Genomic DNA, 24,431 nt, shown 5'->3' on the forward strand with positions numbered 1-24,431 from the left:
GATGTCCTACTGCGGGTGGTGAATCCGCTCGCGCCGCCGCTGAACGACGATCTCACGCTGCGGCGGGATCAGGCGGGGCTGTGCTGGTTCTGCTGGTCGTTCGGCGACCGGATCGCCCACGTCGACAACCTCGACATCGCCACCGCCCGCATCACCCAGGTCCTCGGCTGCCCCGAACCCTGAAACAAGCCACCGCAGCGGCCAGGTTCTTCCCCCGATGCCCGGCCGCTGCGGTCACCGACACCTCCTGGAGGTCCCAGCAATGTCCCCCGAGTGCACCGCCGGCCCGCCGCGCGAGCAGCAGTGGTCCTGCCGCCTCGACGGCGACCCCTACGCCGTCGTCACCGCCCGCGCCCTGACCACGGGCGTCCTGCTCGGCTGGAACGCCGACCTGGTCGAGGACGTGATCCTGGCACCAGCGAACTGGTCACCAACGCCATGGCGCACGGCGCCGCCCCCGTCACCTTCGCCCTGACCGTACGGAAGGGGAAGGAACCGGCGATCGTCATCGACGTCACCGACGCCTCGGCGGACCTGCCCGTGCAGCACCTGCCTGGCGAGGTCGGCCACTTCGGCCTGTGGATCGCCGAAGAACTCTCCCGCGTCACCGTCCACCCGGCCCAACCCGGCAAGACCGTCCGCGCCACCTTCGACGTCATCGACGCAAGCCTGCTCCCGTCGGTTCCCTGACAACCTCACGGCCGCCTGCACGGACGCCTTACCGGTGGTGGCTCGATCTTCCTTCGGCGAGTGGGCGGACGGCCGCCTGGATCGGCATGGCCTGGCCGGGGTGGACGTGCAGGCCGCGGCCGGTGGGGCCGTCCAGGGAGATCTGGCGGGGGAGCCGGAGATTGAAGACGTCGCCGTCATCCGGGGAGGTGACGGCGAGGAGGACGCCGGTGCGGGAGCGGCGCGTCTCGGAGATGAAGCCGCTGTAGCCGCGCGCCAGGTCCTGTGTCGTCCCGGCGATGATCAGGGCCTGCTCCGCGTCGCGGGCCGCGCGCAGCGCGCGGACCAGGACCTCGTCGAACGGGGTGTTGTCGAGCAGCTCGGCGTCGTCGACCACCACGACGTACCGGCTCCGGCCCTCCATGGTCTCCTCGAACCGGTACGCGTCCTCCGGTCCCTCCAGGACGGCGAGCACGCCCGGCTCGCCGCGCAGGTCCCGGAGCGGCGAACGACGCGGGCAGACGAGGACGACCGGCACGGTGCCCTCGCCGATCCGCGGGTCGAGCAACGAGCTCACCATCGTCATCAGGACCGTGGAGCGCCCGGAGCGGGGCGGGCCCGCGACGGTGAAGCCGGGGCCCTCGGCGAGGAGGTCGACGCCGATCGGGCCGAGTTCGTCGCCGCCCGCGCCGACGAGCGCCCACAGCGGGGACGGCGCGACGAAGTCGGGGTCGAGGGCCAGGGCCTCGCCGTAGGTCACGTGCACCGGCAGCTCGTCGACGTGCAGCGGCCGTTGGGCGGGGCCCGGCCGGTCGTACGTCCGCTCGGCCTCGCGCGCCAGCCGCTGGAGGGCGGCGACCTGGGCGGTGCCGGCGGCGACCTCGGTCAGGAGGGCGATGTGGGACTCGCGCAGGGTGCCGCCGTCCGGGCCGACCGCCTCGAGCACCCGGCCCGGCGGCATGTCGGCGGGGATGTGGCGTTCGTTGATGCCGGCGTAGGTGTAGTCGTTCGGGTCGGCCATGCGGAGGATGAGCCGGCCGTCGAAGACCGTGGAGACCTGGCCGGTGAGGCCGGAGCGGTCGCCGGTGAAGACGGCGCGCAGGCCGACGGCGGCGCCCTCGCGCAGGAGGCGCAGGAGGGAGTCGATGAGGCGGCCGTAGTCGTAGTTCTCGAACGCGGCGACGTAGCCCTCCCAGCGGTCGAGCACCAGGAGCATCCAGGGCAGGCGTTCGGTGGGCGCGGCGGCGGTGCGCTGCTCGGCGAGGGAGGAGAAGCCGGTGGCGGCGAGGATCTGCTGGCGGCGGCCGACCTCGGCGTGCAGGCGGGCGAGAAGGCGTTCGAGACGTTCGGTCTGGTCGCGGGTGACGACGGCGCCGCAGTGCGGGAGGGCGACGAGGGGGAGGAGGGCGTTCCCGCCGCAGTCGATGCCGTAGAGGTGGACGTCGGCGGGGCCGCAGGTGGCGGCGAGGGAGCCGGCGAGGGTGCGCAGGACCGTGGACCGGCCCGAGCGTGCCGAGCCCGCGACGTACAGGTGGCCGCCCTGCAGGAGGTCGAGGGCGAGGACGGAGCGGGACTGGGCGGAGGGCAGGTCGGTCAGGCCGAACGCGAGCGGCGGGACGTCGTCGTGGTCGGTGAACACGGCGGGCAGGTCGTCGAGCGTCAGGCGGGCCGGCAGCGGCTCCAGCCACGGGGGCGGCTGGTCGTCGAGGCCGGCGCGGTCGGCGGCCTCGCGGATCGCGGCGACGAGCGCCTTCAGGTCGGTGACCGTGGCCGCCTCGTCGTCGGGCGCGTCGGTCACGGCGAGGGGGCGGCCGAGGCCCTGCCACGGGAGGGGGAGGACCTGGGCGGGCAGGCCGGTGAGGGCGCCGGGGCGGCGTCCGCCGATCCGGGCCGACTGCACGGCGTGCGGGGCCGCGGCGCCGGAGCGTACGTAGCAGCGGCCGGGCGTGGACTTGGAGATCCGGGCGGCGGACGGGTCGTCGATGACGTCGGTGGACTCCTCGGCGGCGGTGACGCGCAGCGCGATCCGCAGGTTGGTGTTGGCGCGGATGTCGGCGGTGACGACGCCGGCGGGGCGCTGGGTGGCGAGGAGCAGGTGGACGCCGAGGGACCGGCCGCGGCGGCCGATGTCGACGAGGCCCTCGACGAAGTCGGGCAACTCGGTGGCGAGCGTGGCGAACTCGTCGATGACGAGGACGAGACGCGGCACCCGGACGGCGGCGCGGGGGTCGCCGTCGTCGTACAGCTCGCAGTAGTCCTCGATGTCCTTGGCGCCGGCGTGCAGCAGGATCTCCTCGCGGCGCCGCAGCTCGGCGCCGAGGGACTCGAGCGCGCGTTCGGTGAGGTGGCCGTCGAGGTCGGTGACGACTCCGGCGACGTGCGGCAGTGCCGCGCAGTCCTTGAACGCCGCGCCGCCCTTGTAGTCGATGAGCACGAACGTCATCTCGTCGGGCCGGTTCGCCACGGCGAGCGACGCGATCAGGGTCTGCAGGAGCTCGGACTTGCCGGCGCCGGTCGTGCCGGCGATCAGGCCGTGCGGTCCGTCGACGCGCAGGTCGACGGTGAACACGCCGTCGGCCGACACGCCGATCGGGACGGCGGTCGTACGGCCGCCGGCCGCCCAGATCGCCTGGACGTGGGCGGCGGTCGGGTTCGGCATGCCGAGGATCTCGAGGAGCCGGGACTCGCGCGGGACGGCGGACTCGGCGTCGTCGCGGGACACGTCCCGTACGGGGGCGAGGGCGCGGGCCATGCGGTCGCACCAGCCGGTGGAGACCTGGTCGGCCAGGATCGGGCCGACGGAGTCGAGGCCGTGGCCGCGCAGCCGTACGTGCGTCGGCCGGTCCCAGTCCCAGACCGCGACGGCGGTGCACTCCTCGGGCAGGAGGCGCTCGTCGTCGTCGACGCAGATCGCGTGCAGGCCGTACGTCGGGCCGCTGGACAGGACCTGCGGCATGCCCGGCATCCGGCGGAGCCGCCGCGCGCCGTCCATGACGAGCAGGATGTTGTACGGGCCGGAGCCCTGGGCGGCGCCGCCGAAGAGCCCGCCGGCGGACCGGTCGGCGGCCCGGCGTCGCTCGGTGACGCGGATCGCGAGTTCGGTGATGCGGTGCGCGACCGACTCGGGGTCCGCGCCGATGAGGGCGACGCACTCCTCGCCTTCGCGGGGGGCGGAGTGCGGCAGCCAGCGGACCCAGTTCCAGTGCTCGGCGCCGTCGGGGTCGGCGCAGAGTACGACGATCGCGAGGTCGCGCGGGCTGTGCAGGGCGGCGGCCTGGGCGACGAGCCAGCGGGCGAGCGCGCGGGAGCGGTCGCGCGGCCCGGCGAGCCCGATGACGCCGAGGTCGGCGAGCGGGAGCGTCACGGGGACGGCGCGGGCGACGGGCTGTTCGGGGATGACGGGTTCGGCGTCGCCGCCGCGACCGGGAACCAGCTCGATGTCCGCGGGCCGGTCGGCGAGACCGACGCGGAGGTGCAGGGTGTCGGCGTCGGAGCGGCGGCGTTCCCAGAGCCGCCGCCGGGGGCCGGTGGCGGTGAGCAGCACCTCGGCGGGGTCGGGCGCGAGGGCGCGGCGGTCCTGCTCGTCGGTGCGGCGCAGGTGCTCCAGCGCGGCGTCGAACTCCTCTTTGGCGCGCCGGTAGTCCTTCATCGCCTTCTTGTAGGACTTGCGGCCGTACATCCGGTCGCCGATCCACTCGCCGACCTGGATGACGGGGTACGCGAACGCCATCAGCGCCCAGTACCACTGGCGCGTGACGACGGCCATGACGATGCCGGTGACGGCGAACAGCAGCGAGCCGAGCAGCCGGAGCCGTTCGCGCTGCGTCTTGGGCGGCTGCTGCGGGACCTCGAGCGTGGAGCGCCGCTCGGGCGGCAGCAGGCGGGGTGGCCGGTTGTAGGCGAGCCCGCCGTCGTCCAGCGGTGCGAGGTGGGCGTCCGGAGCGGTGGCCGGGACGTGGGTCAGCACGGACGATCCGACGGTCAGCACCCCGCCGGGCGGCCACGTGGCGGTGCCGTCGAACGCGGTCCCGTCGAGGAGGGCGTCGCCGACGGCGGCGACGGCGACGGTCACGGTGACGCGGTGCGACTCGACCGTGATGGTGAGGGCGTGCGGTGCCACCGACGGGTCGTCGAGCCGTATGTCCACGTCAGGGCCGTTGCCGAAGGTCGTCTCGCCGATGCCGAGGCGGTGCACCGCGCCCGCGGCGGGGCCGCCGGTGACGCGGATCTCCGCGCTTCCGGTGGGCTCGGCCAGGACGGTCGCGACGGCGCCGGCCGGGTCGAGGGCCACGAGGGCGCCGTCGCGCAGGACCCGTGCGGCGGGCACCGCCGGATCGAGCATGCGCCCGCCCGCCCAGAGCGGAGGCGCGGGTTCGGCCACCCAGCGTGCGCTTGGTAGGTGTACGACTTCCGCGAGGGCCTCTTTGACCGGCTCGGTGTTGAGCGCCGTAATTAGTGATCTCGCAACGGTTTCTACCGTCATATCGGAATCACCGTTGACCACGACGTCACGGGGACCCTGATCGGTCATCACCGTGAGCGAGATTCGCATTACCCCTCCGGATTCGCCGTCTGCCGGACCAGGATAGAGAGGGTGCCGGGGTGTCTCCAGCCGGTCCGGCGGAGTGCAGTCTTGATCACTTAACTAGTGGCCGACATCCGGGACGAAACAAACTGTGGAGGCCGCATTGACGCGGAGCGGTAAGGACGGAACGATGGTTCGCCGCGTCCCGTCAACGCCGACAGTCCGCAATCCCCCGAATTGGCGGAGTATCCAGTGACGACGAGCAGTGATCGCAAGAGCGTCGCCGACACCTCCGGGCGGCCGTCGCTCGCAGTGGCGGCCGGCCACCGGATTCCCGTGCCGCCCCGCGAGCGCAAGCCGGCGATGGCGGCGCTCGCCGTCCTGCTCATCGTCGGAGGTGCGCTGGTCAGCGCCTATCTGGTGATGGCCAGCGGGCAGCGCGTCCCGGTCATCCGGATCGCCAAGCCGGTCGCCGCGGGGCAACGGATCCCGGCGTCCGCGCTGGAGGAGGTCCAGGTCTCGGCGACCGGCGGCCTGGACTACATTCCGTGGCGGGACCGCGTGAAGGTCACGCAGACGTACGCGACCGTCACCCTGGTCAGCGGATCGCTCCTGACGAACGGGATGATCAGCACGGCCGCCTCGGCGGCCAAGGGCACCGTCGTCGTCGGGCTCGCGCTCAAGCCCGGTCAACTCCCGGCGGGCGGCCTGCACCCGGGCGACCGCGTCGCGGTGTACGCCGTGGCGGTGCAGGGCCAGACCGGCATCGCGGCCGGGGCGGTGCTCGCTCCGGCCGCGATGGTCTACGACGTCGCCGAGCCCGGGCAGAACGACGTTCAGAGCGACCAGGTCCAGGTGTCGGTGACCGTGCCCACCGACGAGGCGCCGCTCGTCACCCAGGCGGCGTCGGCGGGCGCGGTCGCGGTGGCCGTCCTCGCCCCCGGCGAGCAGGCGTCCGGGAAGCGGGCGCGCGCCGCCACCGCGCCGGCCGCCGTACCTCCGACGCCGCAGCAGTCGACGGCCGACCAGGAGCCGACCGGCCGGCCGACCGGCCGGCAGCCGACCCCGGGCCGTACGGCACACCGGTCGACCGCGGCCACGCCCGGCGGCCCGACGGGCAGGCCCTGATGGGGCTCATCGTCCTCGCGGCCGACAAGGGAGCGCCGGGCGTCACCACCGCCGCCATCGCCATCGCGGCGGTGTGGCCGCGCCCGGTGCTGCTGGCCGAGTGCGACCAGGCGGGCGGCGACCTGGTGTACCGCCTGCCCGCCGAGGACGGCGGCATGCTGAACCCCGCGCGCGGCATGCTGAGCCTGGCCGCCACCGCGCGGCGCGGGCTGCGCGCGGACCAGGTCTGGGAGCACACGCAGCGGCTCGTCGGCGGCCTGGACGTGCTCGTCGGCCTCACCAACGCCGAACAGGCCCAGGGGTTGACCTGGCTGTGGAGCCCGCTCGGCCGCGCGTTCGCCAACCTCACCGTCCCGGACCCGTACGCCGACGGCGCCGCGCACGCCGGGAACGGCGCCACGCCGGACGCCGGGCACCCCGGGAACGGCGCGACGCCGAGCGACGGGACTGTCACCCTGCCGGGCGGCGGGCACGCCGGGAACGGCACGACGCCGAGCGGCGGGTTCCCCGTCCAGGGCGGCGCGCCCGTGAGCGGAGCGGGCGGTCCCGCGAGCCAGATCCCCGTCGACGTGGTGGCGGACTGCGGCCGGCTGGGCGCCGGATCGGCCTTCACCGACCTGCTGCGCGAGGCGTCCACGATCGTCCTGTTCACCCGCGCCACCCTCGAACACGTCGCTCACCTGCGCGAACGCATTAACTCGCTCGCTTCCGAACTCGGCGGTCACGCCGCGCCGCCGATCGGTGTCGTGGTGGTGGCCGATCCCCGCGAATACCGCGGTTCCATCACCGAGGTGGGCCGCATCATTTCCAATGCCAAATTGCCCGCGAGTGTTCTGGGGGGTTTCGCGCTGGATCCCAAGGGTGCTGAAATGCTGAGGGGACGTTGGGGCGGGAGGCTTGACAGATCGCTGCTGATTCGTTCGGCCCGGCAGATCGCGGGCGGGCTCGCCGCGCGGGCCGCGGGCGGCCCGGACACGGGCCGCGAGGCGCAGGGAGCGGCTAGTGGATCACAGTCTCGTTAAGCGACTCCGGCAGGAGGTCGGCGGCCGGCTCGCCGACCAGCGGCGGCTCGACGCCGCGAACGGCCTCGCGCCGATGGTCCCCGAGGACGAGCGGCAGTTCGCCCGCGCCCTGATCGGGCAGGTCCTCGAGGAGTACGCCCGAGCGGAGATCGCGGCGGGCCGGCGCCCGCCGAACGCCGAAGAGGAGGAGCAGCTCGCGGCCGGCGTGCACGCCGCGCTGTTCGGCGTCGGACGGCTCCAGCCCCTGCTCGAGGACCCCGAGATCGAGAACATCGACATCAACGGCTGCGACCGGGTGTTCATCGGGTACGCCGACGGCCGCGAGGTCATGGGCGAGCCGGTCGCCGAGTCCGACGAGGAGCTCGTCGAGCTCATCCAGATCCTGGCGGCCTACAGCGGGCTGTCCAGCCGGCCCTTCGACTCCGCCAACCCCCAGCTCGACCTGCGGCTGCCCGACGGGTCCCGGCTGTCCGCCGTCATGGACGTCACCGTACGGCCCGCGCTGTCGATCCGCCGGGCCCGGCTCGGCAAGGTGTTCCTGTCCGACCTCGCCGGCAACGGCACGCTGAGCACCGAGCTCGGCCTGTTCCTGCGGGCCGCCGTCGCCGCCCGCAAGAACATCATGATCGCCGGGGCGACGAACGCCGGGAAGACGACGCTGCTGCGGGCCATCGCCAACGAGATCCCGGCCGCCGAGCGGCTCATCACCGTCGAGCGCGCGCTCGAGCTCGGGCTCGACCAGTTCCCCGAGCTGCACCCGAACGTCGTCGCGCTGGAGGAGCGGCTGCCGAACTCCGAGGGCCAGGGCACGATCACGATGGCCGGGCTCGTCCGCCGGTCGCTGCGCATGAACCCCTCCCGCGTCATCGTCGGCGAGGTCCTCGGCGACGAGATCGTCACGATGCTCAACGCGATGACGCAGGGCAACGACGGCTCCCTGTCCACGATCCACGCGAACTCCTCGTGGGAGGTCTTCAACCGCATCGCGACGTACGCCCTGCAGTCCGACGAACGACTGCCGATCGAGGCGACGCACATGCTCATCGCAGGTGCCATCGACTTCGTCATCTTCATCGAGAAGCGCAACGACTACGCCCAGGGCGGCCGGCTGCGGCGCTTCGTCTCCAGCGTTCGCGAGGTGACCGGCTGCGACGGCCGGGTGCTGTCCAGCGAGATCTTCGAGCCCGGCCCGGACGGCTCCGCCGTGCCCGCCGCGCCGATCGCCTGTGCCCAGGAGCTCGTGCCGTTCGGCTACGACCCGGCCGCCGGGGTCCCCTGGTGACGGGCGGTCTCGCCGACCTGGCCACGCTGCCCGCCATCGTGGCGGGCGCGATGGTCGGCGGCGGCGTGCTCCTGCTCATCGTCGCCGTGCGCGGCGTACGGCCCCGGCCCGGCCGGCCGACCGGGCGCAGCCGCGAGGACCTCATCCGCACGCTGAGCACGCGTACGGCGATGGCCGCCATCGCCGGCGTCCTCACCCTGATCGTCACGCGGTGGCCGGTCGCCGCCATCGGCACCGGCCTGCTCGTCCTCGGCTGGAAAACCATCGGCGGCGGCGCCGCCGAGGAACGCCGCGCGATGGCCCGGCTGGAGGCGCTCGCCGCGTGGACCGAGTCGCTGCGCGACACGATCGCCGGCGCGGTCGGCCTCGAACAGGCCATCCCCTCCTCGCTGCGGGCCGTGGCCCCGGTGCTGGAGCCGCACGTACGTGCCCTGGTCGACCGACTGCACACGCGGGTGCCGCTCGCCGACGCCCTTCGCAGGTTCGGCGACGACCTGAACGACCCGTCCGCCGACCTCGTGGTCGCCGCGCTCATCCTTAACGCGCGGCTGCGCGGCCCCGGCCTGCGTGACATGCTCGGCGCGCTGTCCACCTCCGCCCGCGCCGAGCTCGACATGCGGCGCCGCGTCGAGGCCAACCGGCGCACCACGCGCCGCAGCGTGCAGATCGTCGTCGGAGTCTCGGTCGGCACGGCACTGCTGCTCGCCGTCTTCAACCGGTCCTACGTGAAGATGTACGACTCGTTCGTCGGCCAGCTCGTCCTCGCCGTGGTCGTCGGGCTGTTCGCCCTCGGGTTCGTCTGGCTGCGCCGGCTCGCCAAGTACGAGATGCCGCAGCGCTTCCTCGGCGGGGCCGACACCGACCGGCCCGGAGTCCCCGCCGAGGTGCCCGAGACGGTCGCGCGCTGGCAGGGCCGGACCGGCACCGGCCCGAACCCCACGGTCAAGGGAGGCACCCGATGACGACCGCACTGCTGGCCGGGGCGCTCCTCGGGTTGGGCGGCTACCTGCTGTTCCGCGCGCTGTTCCCGCCCCGGCCGGGGCTGGCCGCGCGCCTCGCGGCCTTCGACACGGCGCGCCGGCGCGGCGAGACCGGGCCGGAACGCCGCCCCTCCGGCGACTCGGGCCGGTTCCCCGGGCTGCGCGCCCAGGTCGGCCGCTCGCTGGCCGCCTTCTACGAGGCGCGGGGATGGCAGCAGCGCTCGGTACGCGCGGACCTGGCCCTGTTGGACCGGTCCTTCGAGGGGTTCCTCGCGACGAAGTTCCTGCTGTCGGCGGCGGCGATCGTGTTCATCCCCGTCCTCGTCGGCTACTTCGCGATCCTGGGCCTCGGCGTCGCGGTGGCGGTCCCGGTCTGGGTCGGCCTGTTCTTCGCGGTCATCTTCTTCCTGCTGCCGGACCTGCAGTTGCGCCAGGAGGCCGGGGCGCGGCGGCGCGACTTCCGGCACGCGGTCAGCGCGTTCCTCGACCTCGTCGCGATGAACCTCGCGGGCGGGCGCGGCGTGCCCGAGGCGCTCATGACCGCCGCGCGCGTCGGTGACGGCTGGGCCATGCGCCGCATCCGCGACGCCCTGTCCAACGCACGCATCACCGGGATCACTCCCTGGCAGGCGCTCGGCCGGCTGGGCGAGGAGGTCAGCGTCGACGAGCTGCGCGACCTGTCCGCCGCCCTCGCGCTGGTCGCCGACGACGGGGCCAAGGTGCGCCAGTCGCTCGCCGCCCGCGCGGCCAGCATGCGCAGCCGCGAGCTGTCCGACGTCGAAGGCCGCGCCGGCGAACGCTCCCAGTCCATGCTCGTCGCGCAGCTCCTGCTGTGCGCGGGCTTCTTGATCTTCCTGGCCTATCCGGCGGTGATGCGGGTGATGGCCGCGTGACGTCGATCTCCACCAGTCCCCGCTTCGCGCAAGGAGTGCCATGAACCCGATGAACGATCCTTTCGTGGCTTATGTCTGGTCGTCGGTGCAGGCACGCATCGAGCGGCTGCGCGACGACACCGAGCGCTCCCGCGGCGCGTCCGCGATCGAGTGGGCGATCATCACCGGCCTGCTGGCGATGATCGCGCTCGGCGTCGGCGTCGTCATCTACCGCAAGGTCCGGTCCGCCGCGAACGACATCAAGACCAAGTGACCACCTGATGGACAAGAGGACGGACCGTGGCGCGAGCACCCTCGAACTCGCGCTGCTGACCCCGGTCCTTCTTCTCGTCATCCTGCTGGTGGTGCAGTTCGCGATGGTCTACCACGCCCGGCACGTCGCGCTCGCCGCCGCACAGTCCGGCGCGCGGGTCGCGCGCGAGAGCGGGACCGGGAGCTGGAAGGAACAGGCGGAGGCGAAGGCGCGCGAGTACGTCCAGCAGATCGGGCCGGAGCTGCTGAGCGGGGTGACCCCGCAGGCCGACGGCGACCAGAACCAACGGTGGGTCACCGTGACCGGCACGGCCGTACGCGTCGTGCCCTTCCTGACGTTCCACGTCAGCCAGCGCTCCGGCGGGCCCATCGAGTGCTACCGGCCCGACGTCGGCGCCGGTGCCACCTGCGGGGGCGGGCCGCAGCCATGAGCCCGCGCACCGCAACGAATCCCCGCGGGCCGCGGGCCGTCGCCTCGAGCCCGCGCACCGCGACCGATCCCGTGGGGCGGCGGGCCGACGCGGGCACGATGTCGCTGGAGCTCGTGCTGCTCACGCCGGTCCTCGTGGCGTTCATGATGCTGATGGTCGGGCTCGGCCGGATCGTGGAGGCACAGAGCCAGGTCGACGGCGCCGCCCGCGACGCCGCCCGGTCCGCCTCGGTATCCCGCGACCGCGGCAGCGCGCGGGTCGCCGCGGACGACGCGGCCAAGGCGACCATGAGCGGGACCAAGTGGTGCCGGGGCGGGCCCCGCACCGACCCGGACTTCCGCGACTGGCGCCAGGGCGGCCAGGTCACGGTCACGGTGCGCTGCGACATCGACCTGGGCGGCCTGTCACTGATCGGGCTGGGCGCCTCCAAGACGATGGTCGGTACGGCGACCGCTCCCCTCGACACGCTGCGGAGGATCGATTGACGCGGTGGCATCGGGCGGTGGCCGAAGGCCGCGACCGCGGGACGGTCGCGATGTTCACCACGATCTTCGCCCTGTTCGTGATCGTGCTGGCCGGGCTGGTCGTCGACGGCGGGCTGGCGATCCACGCCCGCCAGCGCGCGGCGGACATCGCCGAACAGGGCGCCCGCGCCGCGGCCGACGACATCGACCAGGACGTCCTGCGGCAGACGGGGCAGGCCCGGATCACCGACCCGCGGGCCGCCTGCACCCGCGCCGAGCGCCTCGTCGCCGCGTACCCCGAGGTGACGGGACGGGCCAAGTGCCAGATCGAGGGCGGCCGTACCGCACGGGTCGTCGTGCAGATCAAGGTCCGGCTGCAGTTGCTCGCCATCGTCCCCGGCTTCAGCGACTTCACCATGACGTCCGCGGCGACCGCCCACCCCCAGGAGGGGATCTGATGAGAGAGGAGGAGGCCGCGTGAGCGAGCGAATCATGGGCACAGTGCCTCTGGTCACTCCTCCGACGAAGGAGGCCGCGTGAGTGAGCGGAGCGAGCGAGCCATCAGCGCAGTGTCTCTGGTCACTCCTCCGACGAAGGAGGCCGCGTGAGCACATTTCGGCGGCAGCCCGTGCGGATCGACCGCGGACGCGGGCCCGGTGACGTGGCCGTCGGCGTGCTCGCGCTCGCCGCCCTCGCCGCGCTGCTGGTCGGCGTGCCGTTCGCGCTGGTCACCTTCTTCGGCTCGCCGATTCCCAGCAGGCCTCCGTCGATGGAGACGCTGACGCAGCGGCTGGACACCACGGCGCTGATGCGCATCCTCGTCATCGTCGTGTGGCTGGCCTGGCTGCAACTGGCCGCCTGTGTGCTCGTCGAGGTGTACGCCGGGATCCGTGGCGTCGGTGTACCGGCCCGAGTGCCATTCGCGGGCGGTCCGCAGGCGGTGGCGCACCGGCTCGTCGTCGCCGCGCTGCTGCTGTTCACCGCCACCACGGTGGTGGTGCCCGCCCTGACGGCGCCCCGCGCGACGCACGTCCAGGTCAAGGACCCGCCGCGGCAGCAGCAACAGCCGAGGCCGGCCGCCGAACACGCCGAGGCGCCCGCCACCCGGCAGGCCCCTGTGGAAGAGGACGCCGGGCCGGCGGCACCCATGGACCAGAACGCCGTCCGCAAGATCTACCGGGTCCGGCCACCGGAGGGACGGCACCACGAGAGCCTCTGGGAGATCGCCGAGAAGTGCCTCGGCGACGGCCGCCGGTACCGCGAGATCTACGCGCTGAACAAGGGCAAGGTGCAGCCGGACGGTACCCGGTTGACCATGGCGAGCCTGATCCGGCCCGGCTGGGTGCTCGACATGCCGGCCGACGCGACGCATGTCGAGGTGGTCCACCGGGGCCCGCACGACGGGGAGCACGAGCACGGCGTGCCGCACTCCCAGGTGCCCGGGGGCGTACACCACAGCGGCTCCGTCAACACCGAGAAGCAGGCCGTGGAGGCGGCCCGGCGGGCGGCCCAGGAGGAGGCGCGGCAGCACCAGGTCGGTCACCAGGCCGGCCAGGGCACCCAGGGTTCCGATCGGCAGGACGGGTCCGAGGCGGCTCGGCCGCCGGCCGCGCAGTCACCGCACGCGACCGCGCCCGATACGGCTCCCTCGGGACGGCCGTCCGCCCACGCGTCGCCGCCGGCCGCGCACCCCACGCCGGCCCGGCCGGAGCACTCCGGGCACCCGTCCGAGCAGCAGCGGCCGCCCGCCGAGCAGCACAGGCCCGCCGAGCGGCAGCCGGTCCACCTGCCGGCGTTCGGCTGGCCGGAGGAGCTGGCGGTGGCGTCGCTGCTCGCCGCCGGAGTCCTCGCCGTACTCGGCCGCCGGCGGCGCGAGCAGCTGTGGCGGCGGGCGTTCGGCACGAGGATCGCCCGGCCGGACGGCGAGGCCGCGCTCGCCGAGCAGGCGCTGCGCATCGGCGCGGACACCGACGCCACCCGCCTGCTCGACCTCGGTCTCCGGCAGATGTCCCAGGCTCTCGCGGCCGAGGGGCGCACGCTGCCCACCGTGTACGGCGTGCACCTCGGCGCCGACAGCCTCGACCTGTGGATCGCGCCCGCCGACCGTAACCCGCCGGCGCCATGGGAGGAGTACGACAACGGGCAGGTCTGGCGGCTGAACGCCGGCGCCCTCGACGAGGTGGCCACCGCCGACCTCGCCGACGTCCTGGCGCCGTACCCGGGGCTCGTCTCGATCGGCACGAACGACACCGGCCGGATCCTCGTCGACCTGGAGACCGCGCACGGGCTGATCTCCCTGCAGGGACCCGACGAGGCCCGCCGCGCCGTGCTCGCCGCGGTGGCGGTCGAGCTGGCGACCAACCGCTGGTCCGACCACATGCGGATCACGCTCGTCGGCTTCGGCGAGGAGCTCTCGCTGATCGCCCCGGACCGTATCCGTACCGTCGCAACGCTCGCCGAGGCCCTGCCGGAGCTGGAGAGCCGGACCGAGGAGGTGCGGCAGGCCCTCGCCGCGTCGGGGGTGGACTCGGTGCTCACCGGCCGCTGCCGCGGCGTGTTCGGCGAGGCGTGGATGCCGCACTACCTGATCATGGCCGATCCGCCGACGCCCGAGGAGGCCGAACGCCTGGTCGCCCTGGCCCGCACCGGTCAGCGGATGGCAGCCGGGTACATCGTCGCGGGCGAGACGCCGGGCGCCACCTGGACCTGGGACGTCACGGCCGACGGGCGGCTCCGCGCCGGGGTCCTCGGCTTCGACGTCGAGGCTCAGCTCGTCCCCGAGCAGCACTACCGGGCCGTCCTCGAGCTCTTCCGTACCGCCGGGCGGGCGGACGGCGTCCCGTACGGCGGGATCGACGAGGAGCCGGTGGCGCCGCCCGCGATGGGCGAGGTACGGCCGGCCGTCGACATCCGGATCCTGGGGCCCGTCGAGGTGGACGCGCCCGGCGTCGTGGAGGAGAGCCGCCGGGCGCTGTGCACCGAGGTGCTCGTCTACCTGGCCACGCACCCCGAGGGCGTGCACCCGACCGTGCTGGGCGGCGCGGTGTGGCCGCGCGGGGTGTCGGCGCCGGTGCGCGACGCGACCGTCGCCCGCGTCGCCGACTGGCTCGGGCGTGATTCCCGCGGCCGCCCCAACCTGTACCACGACGAGCGCGGCCGGATCCGGCTGGGATCGGAGGTCCGGGTCGACTGGGAGATGTTCCGCTGGCTCGTCTGGCGGTCCGCCGCCGAACCCGCCTCCGAGACGGCCTACCTGTCCTACGCCCTGGACCTCGTACGGGGTCCGTTGCTGGCCGGCCGCCCGCGCGGCCGGTACTCCTGGCTGGCCGCCGAGGATCTGGAGTACGAGGCGACCGCGCGCGTCGCGGACGTGGCGCACCGGCTCGTGCTGATGCGCCTCGACGACGGCGACGCCCGCGACGCGGTCTCCGCGGCCCGTGCCGGGCTGCGGCTGGCGGTGGACGACGAGGGCCTGTGGCGCGACCTGCTGCGCGCCACCCACGCCACGGGCGACCAGGCCTCGGTCCACGGCGTCGTCGACGAGCTGAGCGACCGTGTCAGCGCCGACCCGTTCGCCGCGCAACTGCAGCCGGAGACCGAGGCCCTGGTCGAGGAACTGGTCCCCCAGTGGCGCGGCGTCGCCGAGGGCGCCGGCTGAGCCCACGACCGAGCGGCGGCGGGCTGCGGCCGCTACCGGTAGATGCCGGTGTGGCCCAGGGAGAACCGGCCGGGCTGCGGGAAGACGCACAGGCCGTGCGGGGCGGGTCCGGCGGGCAGCCGCCGGATGATCCGTCCGGTGTCCGTCGAGACGGCGAAGACCGTGCCGGCCTGTCGGGCGGACAGCCACAGCACCCGGCCGTCCGCCGACACGCCGCCCATGTCGGGTACGGCCGGGAGCCGCCACCGGTCGGTCACGCGGTGCTCGGCGACGGAGATCAGGGAGACGGCCCGCGCGGCACCGTCGGTGACGTAGAGGGTCCCGGCGTCGCGGCTGAGGTACAGGCCGTGCGCGCCGCGTCCGGTGGCGATGAAGTCGGTCGGCCGGAGGTCCGTCGCGCCGACCAGCCACACGCCACCGCGACCGGCGTCGGCGACGTAGAAGGTCGATCCGTCCGGGGACAGCCGGACGTCCTGGGGTCGCGTGTTCTCGGCGAGCCGGGCCGTCTCCGTGGCCGACCGCCGCGCGAGGTCGACGCGGACCAGCCGCCCGCCGGCGCACCCCACGACCATCGTCGATCCGTCGGCCGACAGGTCGGCCGCGGCCGGGTCGGGGCAGGGCAGGCGGATGGTCGACCGGAGCCGCAGGGTGCGCGGGTCGCGGATCTGCAGGCGTCCCGGCCGCGCGCCCAGGACCAGGGAGTACCGGCCGTCGAGGGTGAAGTACAGGTCGACGGGATCGGGGACCGGTACCGCACGGCCGACCGCGCCGGTCCGCGCGTCGACCGGCACCAGACCGGCCGCCTCGGTTACCCACAGCGTCCGCAGATCCCACGACGGGACGACCTGCCGTGGCGCCCGGCCGACCGGAATCCGGCGGATGGGCCGGTACGTCCGGGCGTCGACGACCTGGACCGCGGTGCCCCCGCTGACCGGGACGTACACCCGCGGCGGCAGGCGCCGGGCGACCGGACCGAGCATGCCGGCCCGCGTCGCGGCGTAGACGCCGGGCCGCCGGTCGGGCGACCTGGCGAGTCGGCTGAGCGGAGGAGGCGGCGGCGTCGCGGACGGCCGCACGTACGGCGCCGGCCCGCCGAGCGCCAGCACCGGCGAGTCGGGCCCCGGCCGGCCCCGGAACGGCACCGACTGACACCCGCAGAGCACCACACATCCGACGGCGAGTGTCACGACGACTGCGAAGCTGCGGCGCGACGCCGGTCTGCACCCCTCCATAGCCGCCGGACTCTAGCCGCCCGAGGGCGGATCGTGAGCGGATAATTACGAAGAGGTTGCCATCGGCTCGAACGGGTTGAGCGTGCGCACCCCGGTCCGCTCGACGTCCTTGACGTTCCGGGTGACGAACGTCCAGTCATTGAGGTACGCCGTCGCCGCCATCAGCCCGTCGGCGACGGGCATCGGGGACGCCGCTTGCCATCGTCCCCAGATGATCGCCGTGGCAGTGTCGACCGGGACGATTCGCGAGGCGTAATGCTCCTTGATCCCGGTCAGCCAGGCAGCGAGCCTGGTCGCCTGCGGAACGTCGCGCTTACTGAGCTGATGGACGCCGCGCGTGAGCTCTCCGATGACGAGTGAGCTGAGGTACTTGGTGGAGCCTTGGGTCGAGTCGTACCAGGCGCGTACGTTCGGGTCGGAGCCGCGCCCCTTCCGAAGCTCGGAGACGACGTTGGTGTCGAGAAGGTAGGACACTCCCCTCACTCCTCGAAGAGGAACGACACGTCGCGTCCGTAGTCCTCGTCGCGCTTGATGAGGTCGTCGAAGTCGTCCGGGAACGGCGGCCCGGACAGCAGGTAGTCGTGGAAGCTCATCTTCTTCGCCTGCGTGTGACGGTATTCGCTCATGTCGATGACGACCGCCACCTCTTCCCCGTGCCTCGTGATGATCTGGGGGCCTTCGTCGTGGGCCCGACGCAGGACCTCGCTGAAGCGCTGCTTCGCCTCCTGGACCTGCCAGTGCTGCGCCGGCTCCCCGTCATGTGCTGTGGTCATACGATCCCCCCTCTGTCCAGACAGTCTAGACCAAGGCGGTGGTCGCGTGTCCACCCGAACACTGAACGTGTTCGTTTCTATGGCAGGGCGCTGGTGCGCCAGGCTCCCGGGCCGTGGGGGAGGGGGCGGCGGAGTTGCCGGGAGCGGTCGGCCCAGGCCGAGCGACGCGCCGGGGGCGTCGCCCGGACCGCCGAGGCGGCCCGGGCCCGGGCGGCCAGCACCGCGACCAGGGCGGCGATCTCCTCCGGCGTCGCGTCTCCGCGCACCACCTGCAGGAAGGGGCGCTCGCTCATGTGGTCCTCTCCTACAGGGGGATGTTGCCGTGCTTCTTGGGCGGCAGCGTCTTGCGCTTGTCGCGGAGCGCGCGCAGCGCCTTCACGACCTGACCGCGTGTCTCGGACGGCTTGATCACGGCGTCGACGTAGCCACGTGAGGCGGCGATGTAGGGGTTGGCGAGGGTGTCCTCGTACTCGGTGATGAGCTCGGCCCGCCGCGTGTCGGGGTCCTCGGCGGCGGCCAGTTCGCGGCGGTACAGGATGTTCACCGCGCCCTGCGCGCCCATGACGGCGATCTGGGCCGTCGGCCACGCCAGGTTGATGTCCGCGCCGAGGTGCTTGGAGCCCATGACGTCGTACGCCCCGCCGTACGCCTTGCGGGTGATCACGGTGACGAGCGGCACGGTGGCCTCGGCGTAGGCGTACAGCAGCTTGGCGCCGTGCCGGATGATGCCGTTCCACTCCTGGTCGGTGCCGGGCAGGAAGCCGGGGACGTCGACAAAGGTCAGCACCGGGATGTTGAACGCGTCGCAGGTGCGGACGAACCGTGCGGCCTTCTCCGACGCCTCGATGTCCAGCGTGCCGGCGAAGTGCATCGGCTGGTTGGCGACGATCCCGACCGAGCGGCCCTCGACGCGCCCGAACCCGCAGACGATGTTCGGCGCGAACAGCGCGTGGACCTCGAGGAACTCCTCGTCGTCGAGGACGTGCTCGATGACGGTGTGCATGTCGTACGGCTGGTTCGGCGAGTCAGGGATCAGCGTGTCGAGCTCGAGGTCCTCGTCCGTGATCTCCAGCGCCGCGGCGGCGTCGTACGCGGGCGGGTCGGACAGGTTGTTCGACGGCAGGTAGGACAGCAGCGCCTTGACGTACTCGAGCGCGTCCTGCTCGTCCGACGCCTGGTAGTGCGCGACGCCGGACTTGGTGTTGTGGGTGTGCGCGCCGCCGAGGTCCTCGAACGTCACCTCTTCGCCGGTGACCGTCTTGATGACGTCGGGCCCGGTGATGAACATGTGCGAGGTCTGGTCGACCATGACGATGAAGTCGGTGAGGGCGGGGGAGTACACCGCGCCGCCCGCGCAGGGGCCCATGATCAGGGAGATCTGCGGGATCACGCCCGAGGCGTGGGTGTTGCGCTTGAAGATCTCGGCGTACAGGCCGAGCGCGACCACGCCCTCCTGGATGCGGGCGCCGCCGGAGTCGTTGATGCCGATGACCGGGCAGCCGGTCTTCAGCGCGTGGTCCATGACCTTGACGATCTTCTCGCCGAACACCTCGCCGAGCGAGCCGCCCGCGACCGTGAAGTCCTGGGAGAAGATCGCCACGGGCCGGCCGTCGACCGTGCCGTGGCCGGTGACGACGCCGTCGCCGTACGGGCGGTTCTTCTCGACGCCGAAGCCGTGCGCGCGGTGCTGAGCCAGTTCGTCGAACTCGACGAAGGACCCCTCGTCGAGGAACGCGTCGATCCGCTCCCGGGCGGTCATCTTGCCCTTGGCGTGCTGCTTCTCGACCGCACGCGCGGAACCGGCGTGGACCGCCTCGTACCGGCGGCGCTCCAGGTCGGCGATCTTGCCCGCCGTGGTATGGATGTCGATCTCGTCCGCGGGCAGCGGCTCAGGAGCTTGCGTGGCCATGAAGGCCAGGTTAGCCAGCGCCCGGAACGGCGTGCCAGGAGGGGCACGATCTTAGCGTCGGCTGCGGCTTCTCAGCAGGCGAGACGGACTCGGATCGCCTTGCGGGACGAACTACCCTGAGGTGCGTGTCGACTCGAAACTCCGCTCGGCAGGAGATGCCCGAGCCACTGCGCCGTGACGTCCGGTTGCTCGGTTCCCTCCTGGGCAACGTTCTCGTCGAGTACGGCGGGCAGAGCCTGCTCGACGACGTCGAGGCCCTACGGCACGCGGTCATCGCCGCGCGCCGGGGCGAGACCTCCGTCGATGACGTCGCCGCGATCGTCGGCGGCTGGACGATCGACCGCGCGGAACTGGTGGCCCGCGCGTTCACCGTGTACTTCCACCTGACCAACCTCGCCGAGGAGCACCAGCGCATCCGCACGCTGCGGGAGCGGGACACCGGCGAGACGCCGCAGCGCGAGTCCGTCGCCGCCGCGGTCGCCGAGATCGGCGCGGACCGCGTCCGCGAGCTGCTGGACGATCTGGAGCTGCGCCCGGTCCTGACCGCGCACCCGACGGAGGCGCGCCGCCGCGCGGTCGTCACCGCGATCTTGCGGATCAGCGGGCTGCTCACCGAGCTGAACGACCCGCGCGCGGCCGCCGGGGAGCGCGCGGAGCTCACCCGCCGGCTGGTCGAGGAGATCGACCTGCTCTGGCGCACCTCGCAGCTGCGCCGCACGAAGCCGGACCCGCTCGACGAGGTCCGCACCGCCATGGCCATGTTCGACGAGACGATCTTCCGCGTGGTGCCGGCGATCTACCGCTCGCTCGACGCCGCGCTGGCGCCCGGCACGGGCGAGCGCGCGCCGCTGGCCCGGCCGTTCCTGCACTACGGCAGCTGGATCGGCGGCGACCGGGACGGCAACCCGTACGTCACCGCGCAGATCACGCGGGAGGCCATCGGCGTCCAGTCCGACCACATCCTGCGCGCGCTGGCCAACGCCTGCGTCCGGATCGGCCGCACGCTGACCGTGCACGAGACGACGACCCCGCCGTCGGAGGCGCTGCGGGGCGCGCTCGCCGCCGCCCGCGCCGCCCAGCCCGAGCAGGTCGCCGAGATCGCCAAGCGCTCGCCGGGCGAGCCGCACCGCCAGTTCCTGCTGTACGCCGCCGAGCGGATCCAGGCGACCCGGCTGCGCCACGCCGACCTGGCGTACCGCAGCCCCGCCGACCTGCTGGCCGACCTGCGGCTGGTCCAGGACTCCCTGGTGGCGGCGGGCGCGCGGCGCCAGGCGTACGGCGAGCTGCAGCACCTCATCTGGCAGGTCGAGACCTTCGGGTTCCACCTGGCCGAGCTGGAGGTCCGCCAGCACTCCGCGGTGCACGAGAAGGCCCTCGCCGAGGTCCGCGCCGGCGGCCCGCTCAGCGAGCAGACCGAGGAGGTCCTGGACACCCTGCGGGTGATCGCCTGGGTGCAGGAGCGGTTCGGCGTGAACGCCTGCCGCCGCTACGTCATCTCCTTCACCCGCACCGCCGACGACGTGGCCGCCGTGTACGAGCTGGCCGAGGCGGCCGCGCTCGGCGGCCGGGCGCCGGTGCTCGACGTCGTGCCGCTGTTCGAGACCGGCGAGGACCTCGACCGGTCCCCGGCCGTGCTGGACGGCATGCTGCACCTCGCGCCGGTGCGCCGCCGCCTGCTGGAGACCGGCCGCCGCATGGAGGTCATGCTCGGCTACTCCGACTCGGCCAAGCAGCTCGGTCCGACGACGGCGACCCTCAAGCTGTACGACACGCAGGCCGCGCTCGCGGCCTGGGCGGACCGGCACGACGTGAAGCTGACGATGTTCCACGGGCGCGGTGGCGCGCTCGGGCGCGGCGGCGGTCCGGCCAACCGCGCGGTGCTGGCGCAGGCGCCGGGCTCGGTCGCCGGCCGGTTCAAGGTGACCGAGCAGGGTGAGGTCATCTTCGCGCGGTACGGCCACGCGGAGATCGCCCAGCGCCACGTCGAGCAGGTCGCGAACGCCGTCCTGCTCGCCTCCACTCCGGCGGTGCAGGAGCACGCGCTGGCCGCCGCCGAGCGGTTCCGGCCGCTCGCCGACAAGATCAGCGCGGCCGCCGAGCGGACGTTCCGGTCGCTGGTGGAGTCGCCGGGCTTCCCGGAGTGGTTCGCCCACGTCAGCCCGCTGAACGAGCTGGGCAACCTGCGGCTCGGCTCCCGGCCGTCCCGCCGCAAGGCGACGACCTCGCTGGACGACCTGCGGGCGATCCCCTGGGTGTTCTCCTGGACGCAGACGCGGGTCAACCTGCCGGGCTGGTACGGCCTGGGCAGCGGCCTGGCCGCCGCCGAGGACCTGGACGCCCTGCGCGAGGCGTACGGCTCATGGCCGCTGTTCGCCGCGCTGCTGGACAACGCCGAGATGAGCCTGGCCAAGACGGACCGCGCGATCGCCGAGCGCTACCTCGCCCTCGGCGACCGCCCGGAGCTGGCCGAGACGGTGCTGGCCGAGTACGACCGCACGAGCTCCCTGGTCCTGGAGGTCACCGGGCACACCCGGCTCCTGGAGAACCGCCGGGTGCTGTCCCGCGCGGTCGAGCTGCGCAACCCGTACGTCGACGCGCTGTCCCACCTCCAGCTGCGCGCGCTGAAGGAGTTGCGGGCCGGGATCGAGGACGACGCCGAGCGCGAGCGGATCGAGGACCTGCTGCTCCTCGCCGCCGGCGGGGTCGCGGCGGGCCTTCAGAACACCGGCTGATCCGCAAGTCCCGACGGTACGCCGCCGGCCACGCCCCCAGGGCGGGCCGGCGGCGTTCGTCATGTACGGACCGCAGGCGGAACGCCCTGGCCCGGCCGCTGGAGAGACGTCCGCACCGATCTTGCGAGTCGCGTCGGGTAGATTCGGATGATTCTCGTCGATCTGACGGTTAGGGAAGGGCATGGGCATCAGGCTGGCCGAAGCCGTCGACCAGGACGCGGTAGAGGCGATCGTCAAGGTGGCGTACGACCCGTGGATCCCGGTGATCGGCGTGGAACCCCTGCCGCTCGTCGCGGACTACGGGGAGCTGATCTCTGAGGGGCGCGTGTACGTGCTCGAGTACGACGAGGTCGACGGGTTGATCGTCCTTGTCCCCGAGGAAGGGACGCTTCTCGTGGAGAACGTCGCGGTCCGCCCCGACCGCCAGGGCCGGGGGCTGGGGCACCGGCTTCTGGCCTTCGCCGAGTTCCGCGCCCGGTCGCTCGGGCTGCCCGCGGTGCGGCTGTACACCAACGAGAAGATGACCTCCAACATCGGCCTGTACGAGTCCCTCGGCTACCGGCGGACGGGCCGGGAGAGCATCGAAGGCCGCAATGCCGTCCACATGCGCAAGGACCTGCGCCCGGAATTCGACCGCGTCTGACGCGGCGGCGTCCGCGCCCGCCCTGACGCCGAGTCCCGGTCCTGCCCCGAAGGCCACCGGCCGGCACCGGCCGCTCAGCGGAGTGCGTGGTCGTGCCGGCGTTCGCGGTCCCACATCGCGCGGTACGGTCCCGGCCGGGCCAGCAGGTCCGCGTGGCCGCCGCGCTGCACCACCCGGCCGCCGTCGAGCACCACGATCTCGTCGACGGCGTCCAGCCCGGCCAGGCGGTGGGTGACGAGCAGGGTGGTGCGGCCCTCCGTGGCCGCCAGCAGGTCGGCGGTGAGCTCGTCGGCGGTCGCGACGTCGAGGTGCTCGGCCGGCTCGTCGAGCAGCAGCACGGGGAAGTCGGCCAGCAGCACGCGGGCCAGCGCGATGCGCTGCCGCTGCCCACCGGAGACCTGGGCACCCTCCTCCCCGACGCGGGTGTCCAGCCCCCGTGGCAGCGCCTCCACCCAGTCCAGCAGCCGGGCCCGGCGCAGCGCGTCGCGGATCTCCTCGTCGGTGGCGGACCGCCGGGCGAGCCGGAGGTTCTCCCCGATCGTCGTGTCGAACAGGTACGCGTCCTGGCCGCACAGCCCGACCACGCGGCGCACGTCGTCCCCGGTCGGTTCACTCAGCTCGACGCCGTTCAGCGCCACCAGGCCCGACTCATGCGCGAGGAGGCGCAGCAGCACGGCGGTCAGCGTGGTCTTGCCGGACCCGCTCGGCCCGACCACCGCGCACCGCCGGCCCGGCGTGAGGTCCAGGGAGACGCCGTCGAGGGCGTACGGCCCGTCGGGCGTCCACCGGGCGCGCACGTCGGTGACGCGCAGGGCGTACGGCGGCTCGGGGAGCGGGACCGGCGCGGCGGGGTCGCGCACCGGTTCCTCGCGGTCGAGCACGGCGAAGACGCGGGCGGCCGACCGGCGGACCCGCTGCAACTGCTGCGCGGCGAGCGGCAGGCCCGCCACCACCTCGAACGCCGCCAGGGGGAGCAGGGCGACCACGGCGAGCAGCGTCCCGTCGAGGTGCCCGGACCGCACGGCCGGGATGGCGACGACGAGGGCGCCCCAGACGGCGAGCCCGCCGGCCAGCGCCGTGACGGCCGCGCCCGCCCCCGCCGTCGCGGAGGACCGGGCCGCCGCCCGGGTGAGGCCGTCGTCCAGCCGCGCGGCCGTCGCGAGCCGGTCGGCGGCGGCGCCGTAGGCCACGAGCTCCGGCGCCCCGTGCAGCACGTCGACCACGTGCGCGGTCAGCTCGCCGCGCAGATCGGCCGTCCGGTGCTCCGCCCGCCGCGCCATGGCGGCCGACAGCCACGGGGCGACGACGCCCGCCAGCAGCAGGCCGGCCAGCAGGAGAACGCCGGCGGACGGCAGCAGGCTCCACGCGAGGCCCACCGACGCCCCGCCGACGAGGACGGCGGCGGCGGAGGGCAGCAGCACGCGCAGGTAGAGGTCCTGAACGGCGTCGACGTCGGCCACGAGCCGGCCGAGCAGGTCGCCGCCGCGCACCCGCGGCAGCCCGGCCGGCACGAGCCGCTCCAGGCGCTCGTACACCCGGACCCGCAGGTCGGCGAGGATCCGGAACGTCGCGTCGTGCCCGATCAGCCGTTCGGCGTACCGGAAGACGCCCCGCCCGATGCCGAACGCCCGCACCGCCACGATCGCGACCATCAGCACCAGCACCGGCGGGTGCTGCGCGGCCCGCGAGATCAGCCAGGCCGACGTCGCCATCAGCCCGACCCCGCTGCCCAGCGCCAGCGCCCCGAACAGCGCGGCGAGCCCCAGCCGCCCGCCCGCCGGACGACCCGCCGCGAGCAGCCGCAGCACTGGTCCCCGTCCTTCCCCCATGACAGCGCT

General features: G+C 73.7%; 22 protein-coding genes. 15 read left to right on the forward strand and 7 right to left on the reverse strand.

Features of this window, described 5'->3' with window-relative positions; translation table 11 throughout:
* Positions 1 to 15 precede the first annotated feature (15 nt).
* The 3 genes from AB0L00_RS02880 to AB0L00_RS02890 all read left to right on the forward strand — a co-directional run bounded on the left by AB0L00_RS02880 (position 16) and on the right by AB0L00_RS02890 (position 690).
* Positions 16 to 183: a hypothetical protein gene (locus AB0L00_RS02880; RefSeq protein WP_364427435.1), complete on the forward strand. Its 168-nt coding sequence runs from the start codon at positions 16 to 18 to the stop codon at positions 181 to 183.
* 79 nt (positions 184 to 262) lie between these two features.
* Positions 263 to 475, forward strand: a complete 213-nt coding sequence (locus tag AB0L00_RS02885) for a hypothetical protein (protein ID WP_364427438.1) — start codon at positions 263 to 265, stop codon at positions 473 to 475.
* Complete coding sequence (locus AB0L00_RS02890; RefSeq protein WP_364427441.1) at positions 439 to 690, forward strand: hypothetical protein; 252 nt, start codon at positions 439 to 441, stop codon at positions 688 to 690. Before AB0L00_RS02885 ends, AB0L00_RS02890 begins: the two co-directional genes overlap by 37 nt.
* 28 nt (positions 691 to 718) lie before the next feature.
* Here the strand turns inward: AB0L00_RS02890 and AB0L00_RS02895 are convergent, their stop codons facing one another.
* Positions 719 to 5,050 (reverse strand): FtsK/SpoIIIE domain-containing protein, encoded by a 4,332-nt coding sequence (locus AB0L00_RS02895; RefSeq protein ID WP_364427444.1) that lies wholly within the window; start codon positions 5,048 to 5,050, stop codon positions 719 to 721.
* Between the two features lie 396 nt (positions 5,051 to 5,446).
* On the opposite strand from AB0L00_RS02895, the gene AB0L00_RS02900 reads away from it, so the two are divergent.
* The 10 genes from AB0L00_RS02900 (at position 5,447) to AB0L00_RS02945 (ending at position 15,304) form a co-directional block, all read left to right on the forward strand.
* Entirely contained in the window at positions 5,447 to 6,322 is an 876-nt protein-coding gene (locus AB0L00_RS02900) for a hypothetical protein (protein WP_364427447.1), read from the forward strand.
* On the forward strand, positions 6,322 to 7,344 hold the full coding sequence (locus AB0L00_RS02905; protein ID WP_364427450.1) for a hypothetical protein: 1,023 nt from the start codon (positions 6,322 to 6,324) through the stop codon (positions 7,342 to 7,344). The genes AB0L00_RS02900 and AB0L00_RS02905 overlap by 1 nt, the downstream gene beginning before the upstream one ends.
* Entirely contained in the window at positions 7,325 to 8,626 is a 1,302-nt protein-coding gene (locus tag AB0L00_RS02910) for an ATPase, T2SS/T4P/T4SS family (protein ID WP_364427453.1), read from the forward strand. Before AB0L00_RS02905 ends, AB0L00_RS02910 begins: the two co-directional genes overlap by 20 nt.
* Complete coding sequence (locus AB0L00_RS02915; protein ID WP_364427456.1) at positions 8,623 to 9,588, forward strand: type II secretion system F family protein; 966 nt, start codon at positions 8,623 to 8,625, stop codon at positions 9,586 to 9,588. Before AB0L00_RS02910 ends, AB0L00_RS02915 begins: the two co-directional genes overlap by 4 nt.
* Positions 9,585 to 10,499 (forward strand): type II secretion system F family protein, encoded by a 915-nt coding sequence (locus AB0L00_RS02920; protein ID WP_364427458.1) that lies wholly within the window; start codon positions 9,585 to 9,587, stop codon positions 10,497 to 10,499. The genes AB0L00_RS02915 and AB0L00_RS02920 overlap by 4 nt, the downstream gene beginning before the upstream one ends.
* A 49-nt stretch (positions 10,500 to 10,548) precedes the next feature.
* Positions 10,549 to 10,752, forward strand: a complete 204-nt coding sequence (locus AB0L00_RS02925) for a hypothetical protein (RefSeq protein WP_345353202.1) — start codon at positions 10,549 to 10,551, stop codon at positions 10,750 to 10,752.
* A 7-nt stretch (positions 10,753 to 10,759) separates the two neighbouring features.
* Positions 10,760 to 11,182 (forward strand): TadE/TadG family type IV pilus assembly protein, encoded by a 423-nt coding sequence (locus AB0L00_RS02930; protein ID WP_345353204.1) that lies wholly within the window; start codon positions 10,760 to 10,762, stop codon positions 11,180 to 11,182.
* Positions 11,179 to 11,667: a TadE family protein gene (locus AB0L00_RS02935; protein WP_364427461.1), complete on the forward strand. Its 489-nt coding sequence runs from the start codon at positions 11,179 to 11,181 to the stop codon at positions 11,665 to 11,667. The genes AB0L00_RS02930 and AB0L00_RS02935 overlap by 4 nt, the downstream gene beginning before the upstream one ends.
* Positions 11,664 to 12,104 (forward strand): pilus assembly protein TadG-related protein, encoded by a 441-nt coding sequence (locus AB0L00_RS02940; protein WP_345353208.1) that lies wholly within the window; start codon positions 11,664 to 11,666, stop codon positions 12,102 to 12,104. The genes AB0L00_RS02935 and AB0L00_RS02940 overlap by 4 nt, the downstream gene beginning before the upstream one ends.
* Before the next feature lie 146 nt (positions 12,105 to 12,250).
* Positions 12,251 to 15,304, forward strand: a complete 3,054-nt coding sequence (locus AB0L00_RS02945) for a BTAD domain-containing putative transcriptional regulator (protein ID WP_364427464.1) — start codon at positions 12,251 to 12,253, stop codon at positions 15,302 to 15,304.
* Between the two features lie 32 nt (positions 15,305 to 15,336).
* Here the strand turns inward: AB0L00_RS02945 and AB0L00_RS02950 are convergent, their stop codons facing one another.
* The 5 genes from AB0L00_RS02950 to AB0L00_RS02970 form a co-directional block, all read right to left on the reverse strand.
* Positions 15,337 to 16,446: a hypothetical protein gene (locus AB0L00_RS02950; protein WP_364427466.1), complete on the reverse strand. Its 1,110-nt coding sequence runs from the start codon at positions 16,444 to 16,446 to the stop codon at positions 15,337 to 15,339.
* 135 nt (positions 16,447 to 16,581) lie between these two features.
* The gene (locus AB0L00_RS02955; RefSeq protein WP_364427469.1) at positions 16,582 to 17,010 is read right to left on the reverse strand and encodes a type II toxin-antitoxin system VapC family toxin; all 429 of its coding nucleotides are present in this window, start codon (positions 17,008 to 17,010) and stop codon (positions 16,582 to 16,584) included.
* Positions 17,011 to 17,015: 5 nt separating this feature from the next.
* Positions 17,016 to 17,309 (reverse strand): type II toxin-antitoxin system Phd/YefM family antitoxin, encoded by a 294-nt coding sequence (locus AB0L00_RS02960; protein ID WP_364427472.1) that lies wholly within the window; start codon positions 17,307 to 17,309, stop codon positions 17,016 to 17,018.
* A 77-nt stretch (positions 17,310 to 17,386) separates the two neighbouring features.
* Positions 17,387 to 17,602: an acyl-CoA carboxylase subunit epsilon gene (locus AB0L00_RS02965; protein ID WP_364427475.1), complete on the reverse strand. Its 216-nt coding sequence runs from the start codon at positions 17,600 to 17,602 to the stop codon at positions 17,387 to 17,389.
* 11 nt (positions 17,603 to 17,613) lie between these two features.
* Positions 17,614 to 19,218, reverse strand: coding sequence for an acyl-CoA carboxylase subunit beta (locus AB0L00_RS02970; RefSeq protein WP_364427478.1), 1,605 nt, complete (start codon positions 19,216 to 19,218; stop codon positions 17,614 to 17,616).
* Between the two features lie 155 nt (positions 19,219 to 19,373).
* Here AB0L00_RS02970 and AB0L00_RS02975 point away from each other — a divergent pair, with 155 nt between their 5' ends.
* Positions 19,374 to 21,950: a phosphoenolpyruvate carboxylase gene (locus tag AB0L00_RS02975; RefSeq protein WP_364428973.1), complete on the forward strand. Its 2,577-nt coding sequence runs from the start codon at positions 19,374 to 19,376 to the stop codon at positions 21,948 to 21,950.
* Between the two features lie 181 nt (positions 21,951 to 22,131).
* Positions 22,132 to 22,593, forward strand: coding sequence for a GNAT family N-acetyltransferase (locus AB0L00_RS02980; protein ID WP_364427481.1), 462 nt, complete (start codon positions 22,132 to 22,134; stop codon positions 22,591 to 22,593).
* 74 nt (positions 22,594 to 22,667) lie between these two features.
* Here the strand turns inward: AB0L00_RS02980 and cydC are convergent, their stop codons facing one another.
* Complete coding sequence (gene cydC / locus AB0L00_RS02985) at positions 22,668 to 24,422, reverse strand: thiol reductant ABC exporter subunit CydC (RefSeq protein ID WP_364427483.1); 1,755 nt, start codon at positions 24,420 to 24,422, stop codon at positions 22,668 to 22,670.
* Between the last annotated feature and the right edge of the window lie 9 nt (positions 24,423 to 24,431).

Origin of the sequence: Actinoallomurus sp. NPDC052308 (assembly GCF_040679195.1) — a bacterium.
GTDB lineage: Bacteria > Actinomycetota > Actinomycetes > Streptosporangiales > Streptosporangiaceae > Actinoallomurus > Actinoallomurus liliacearum.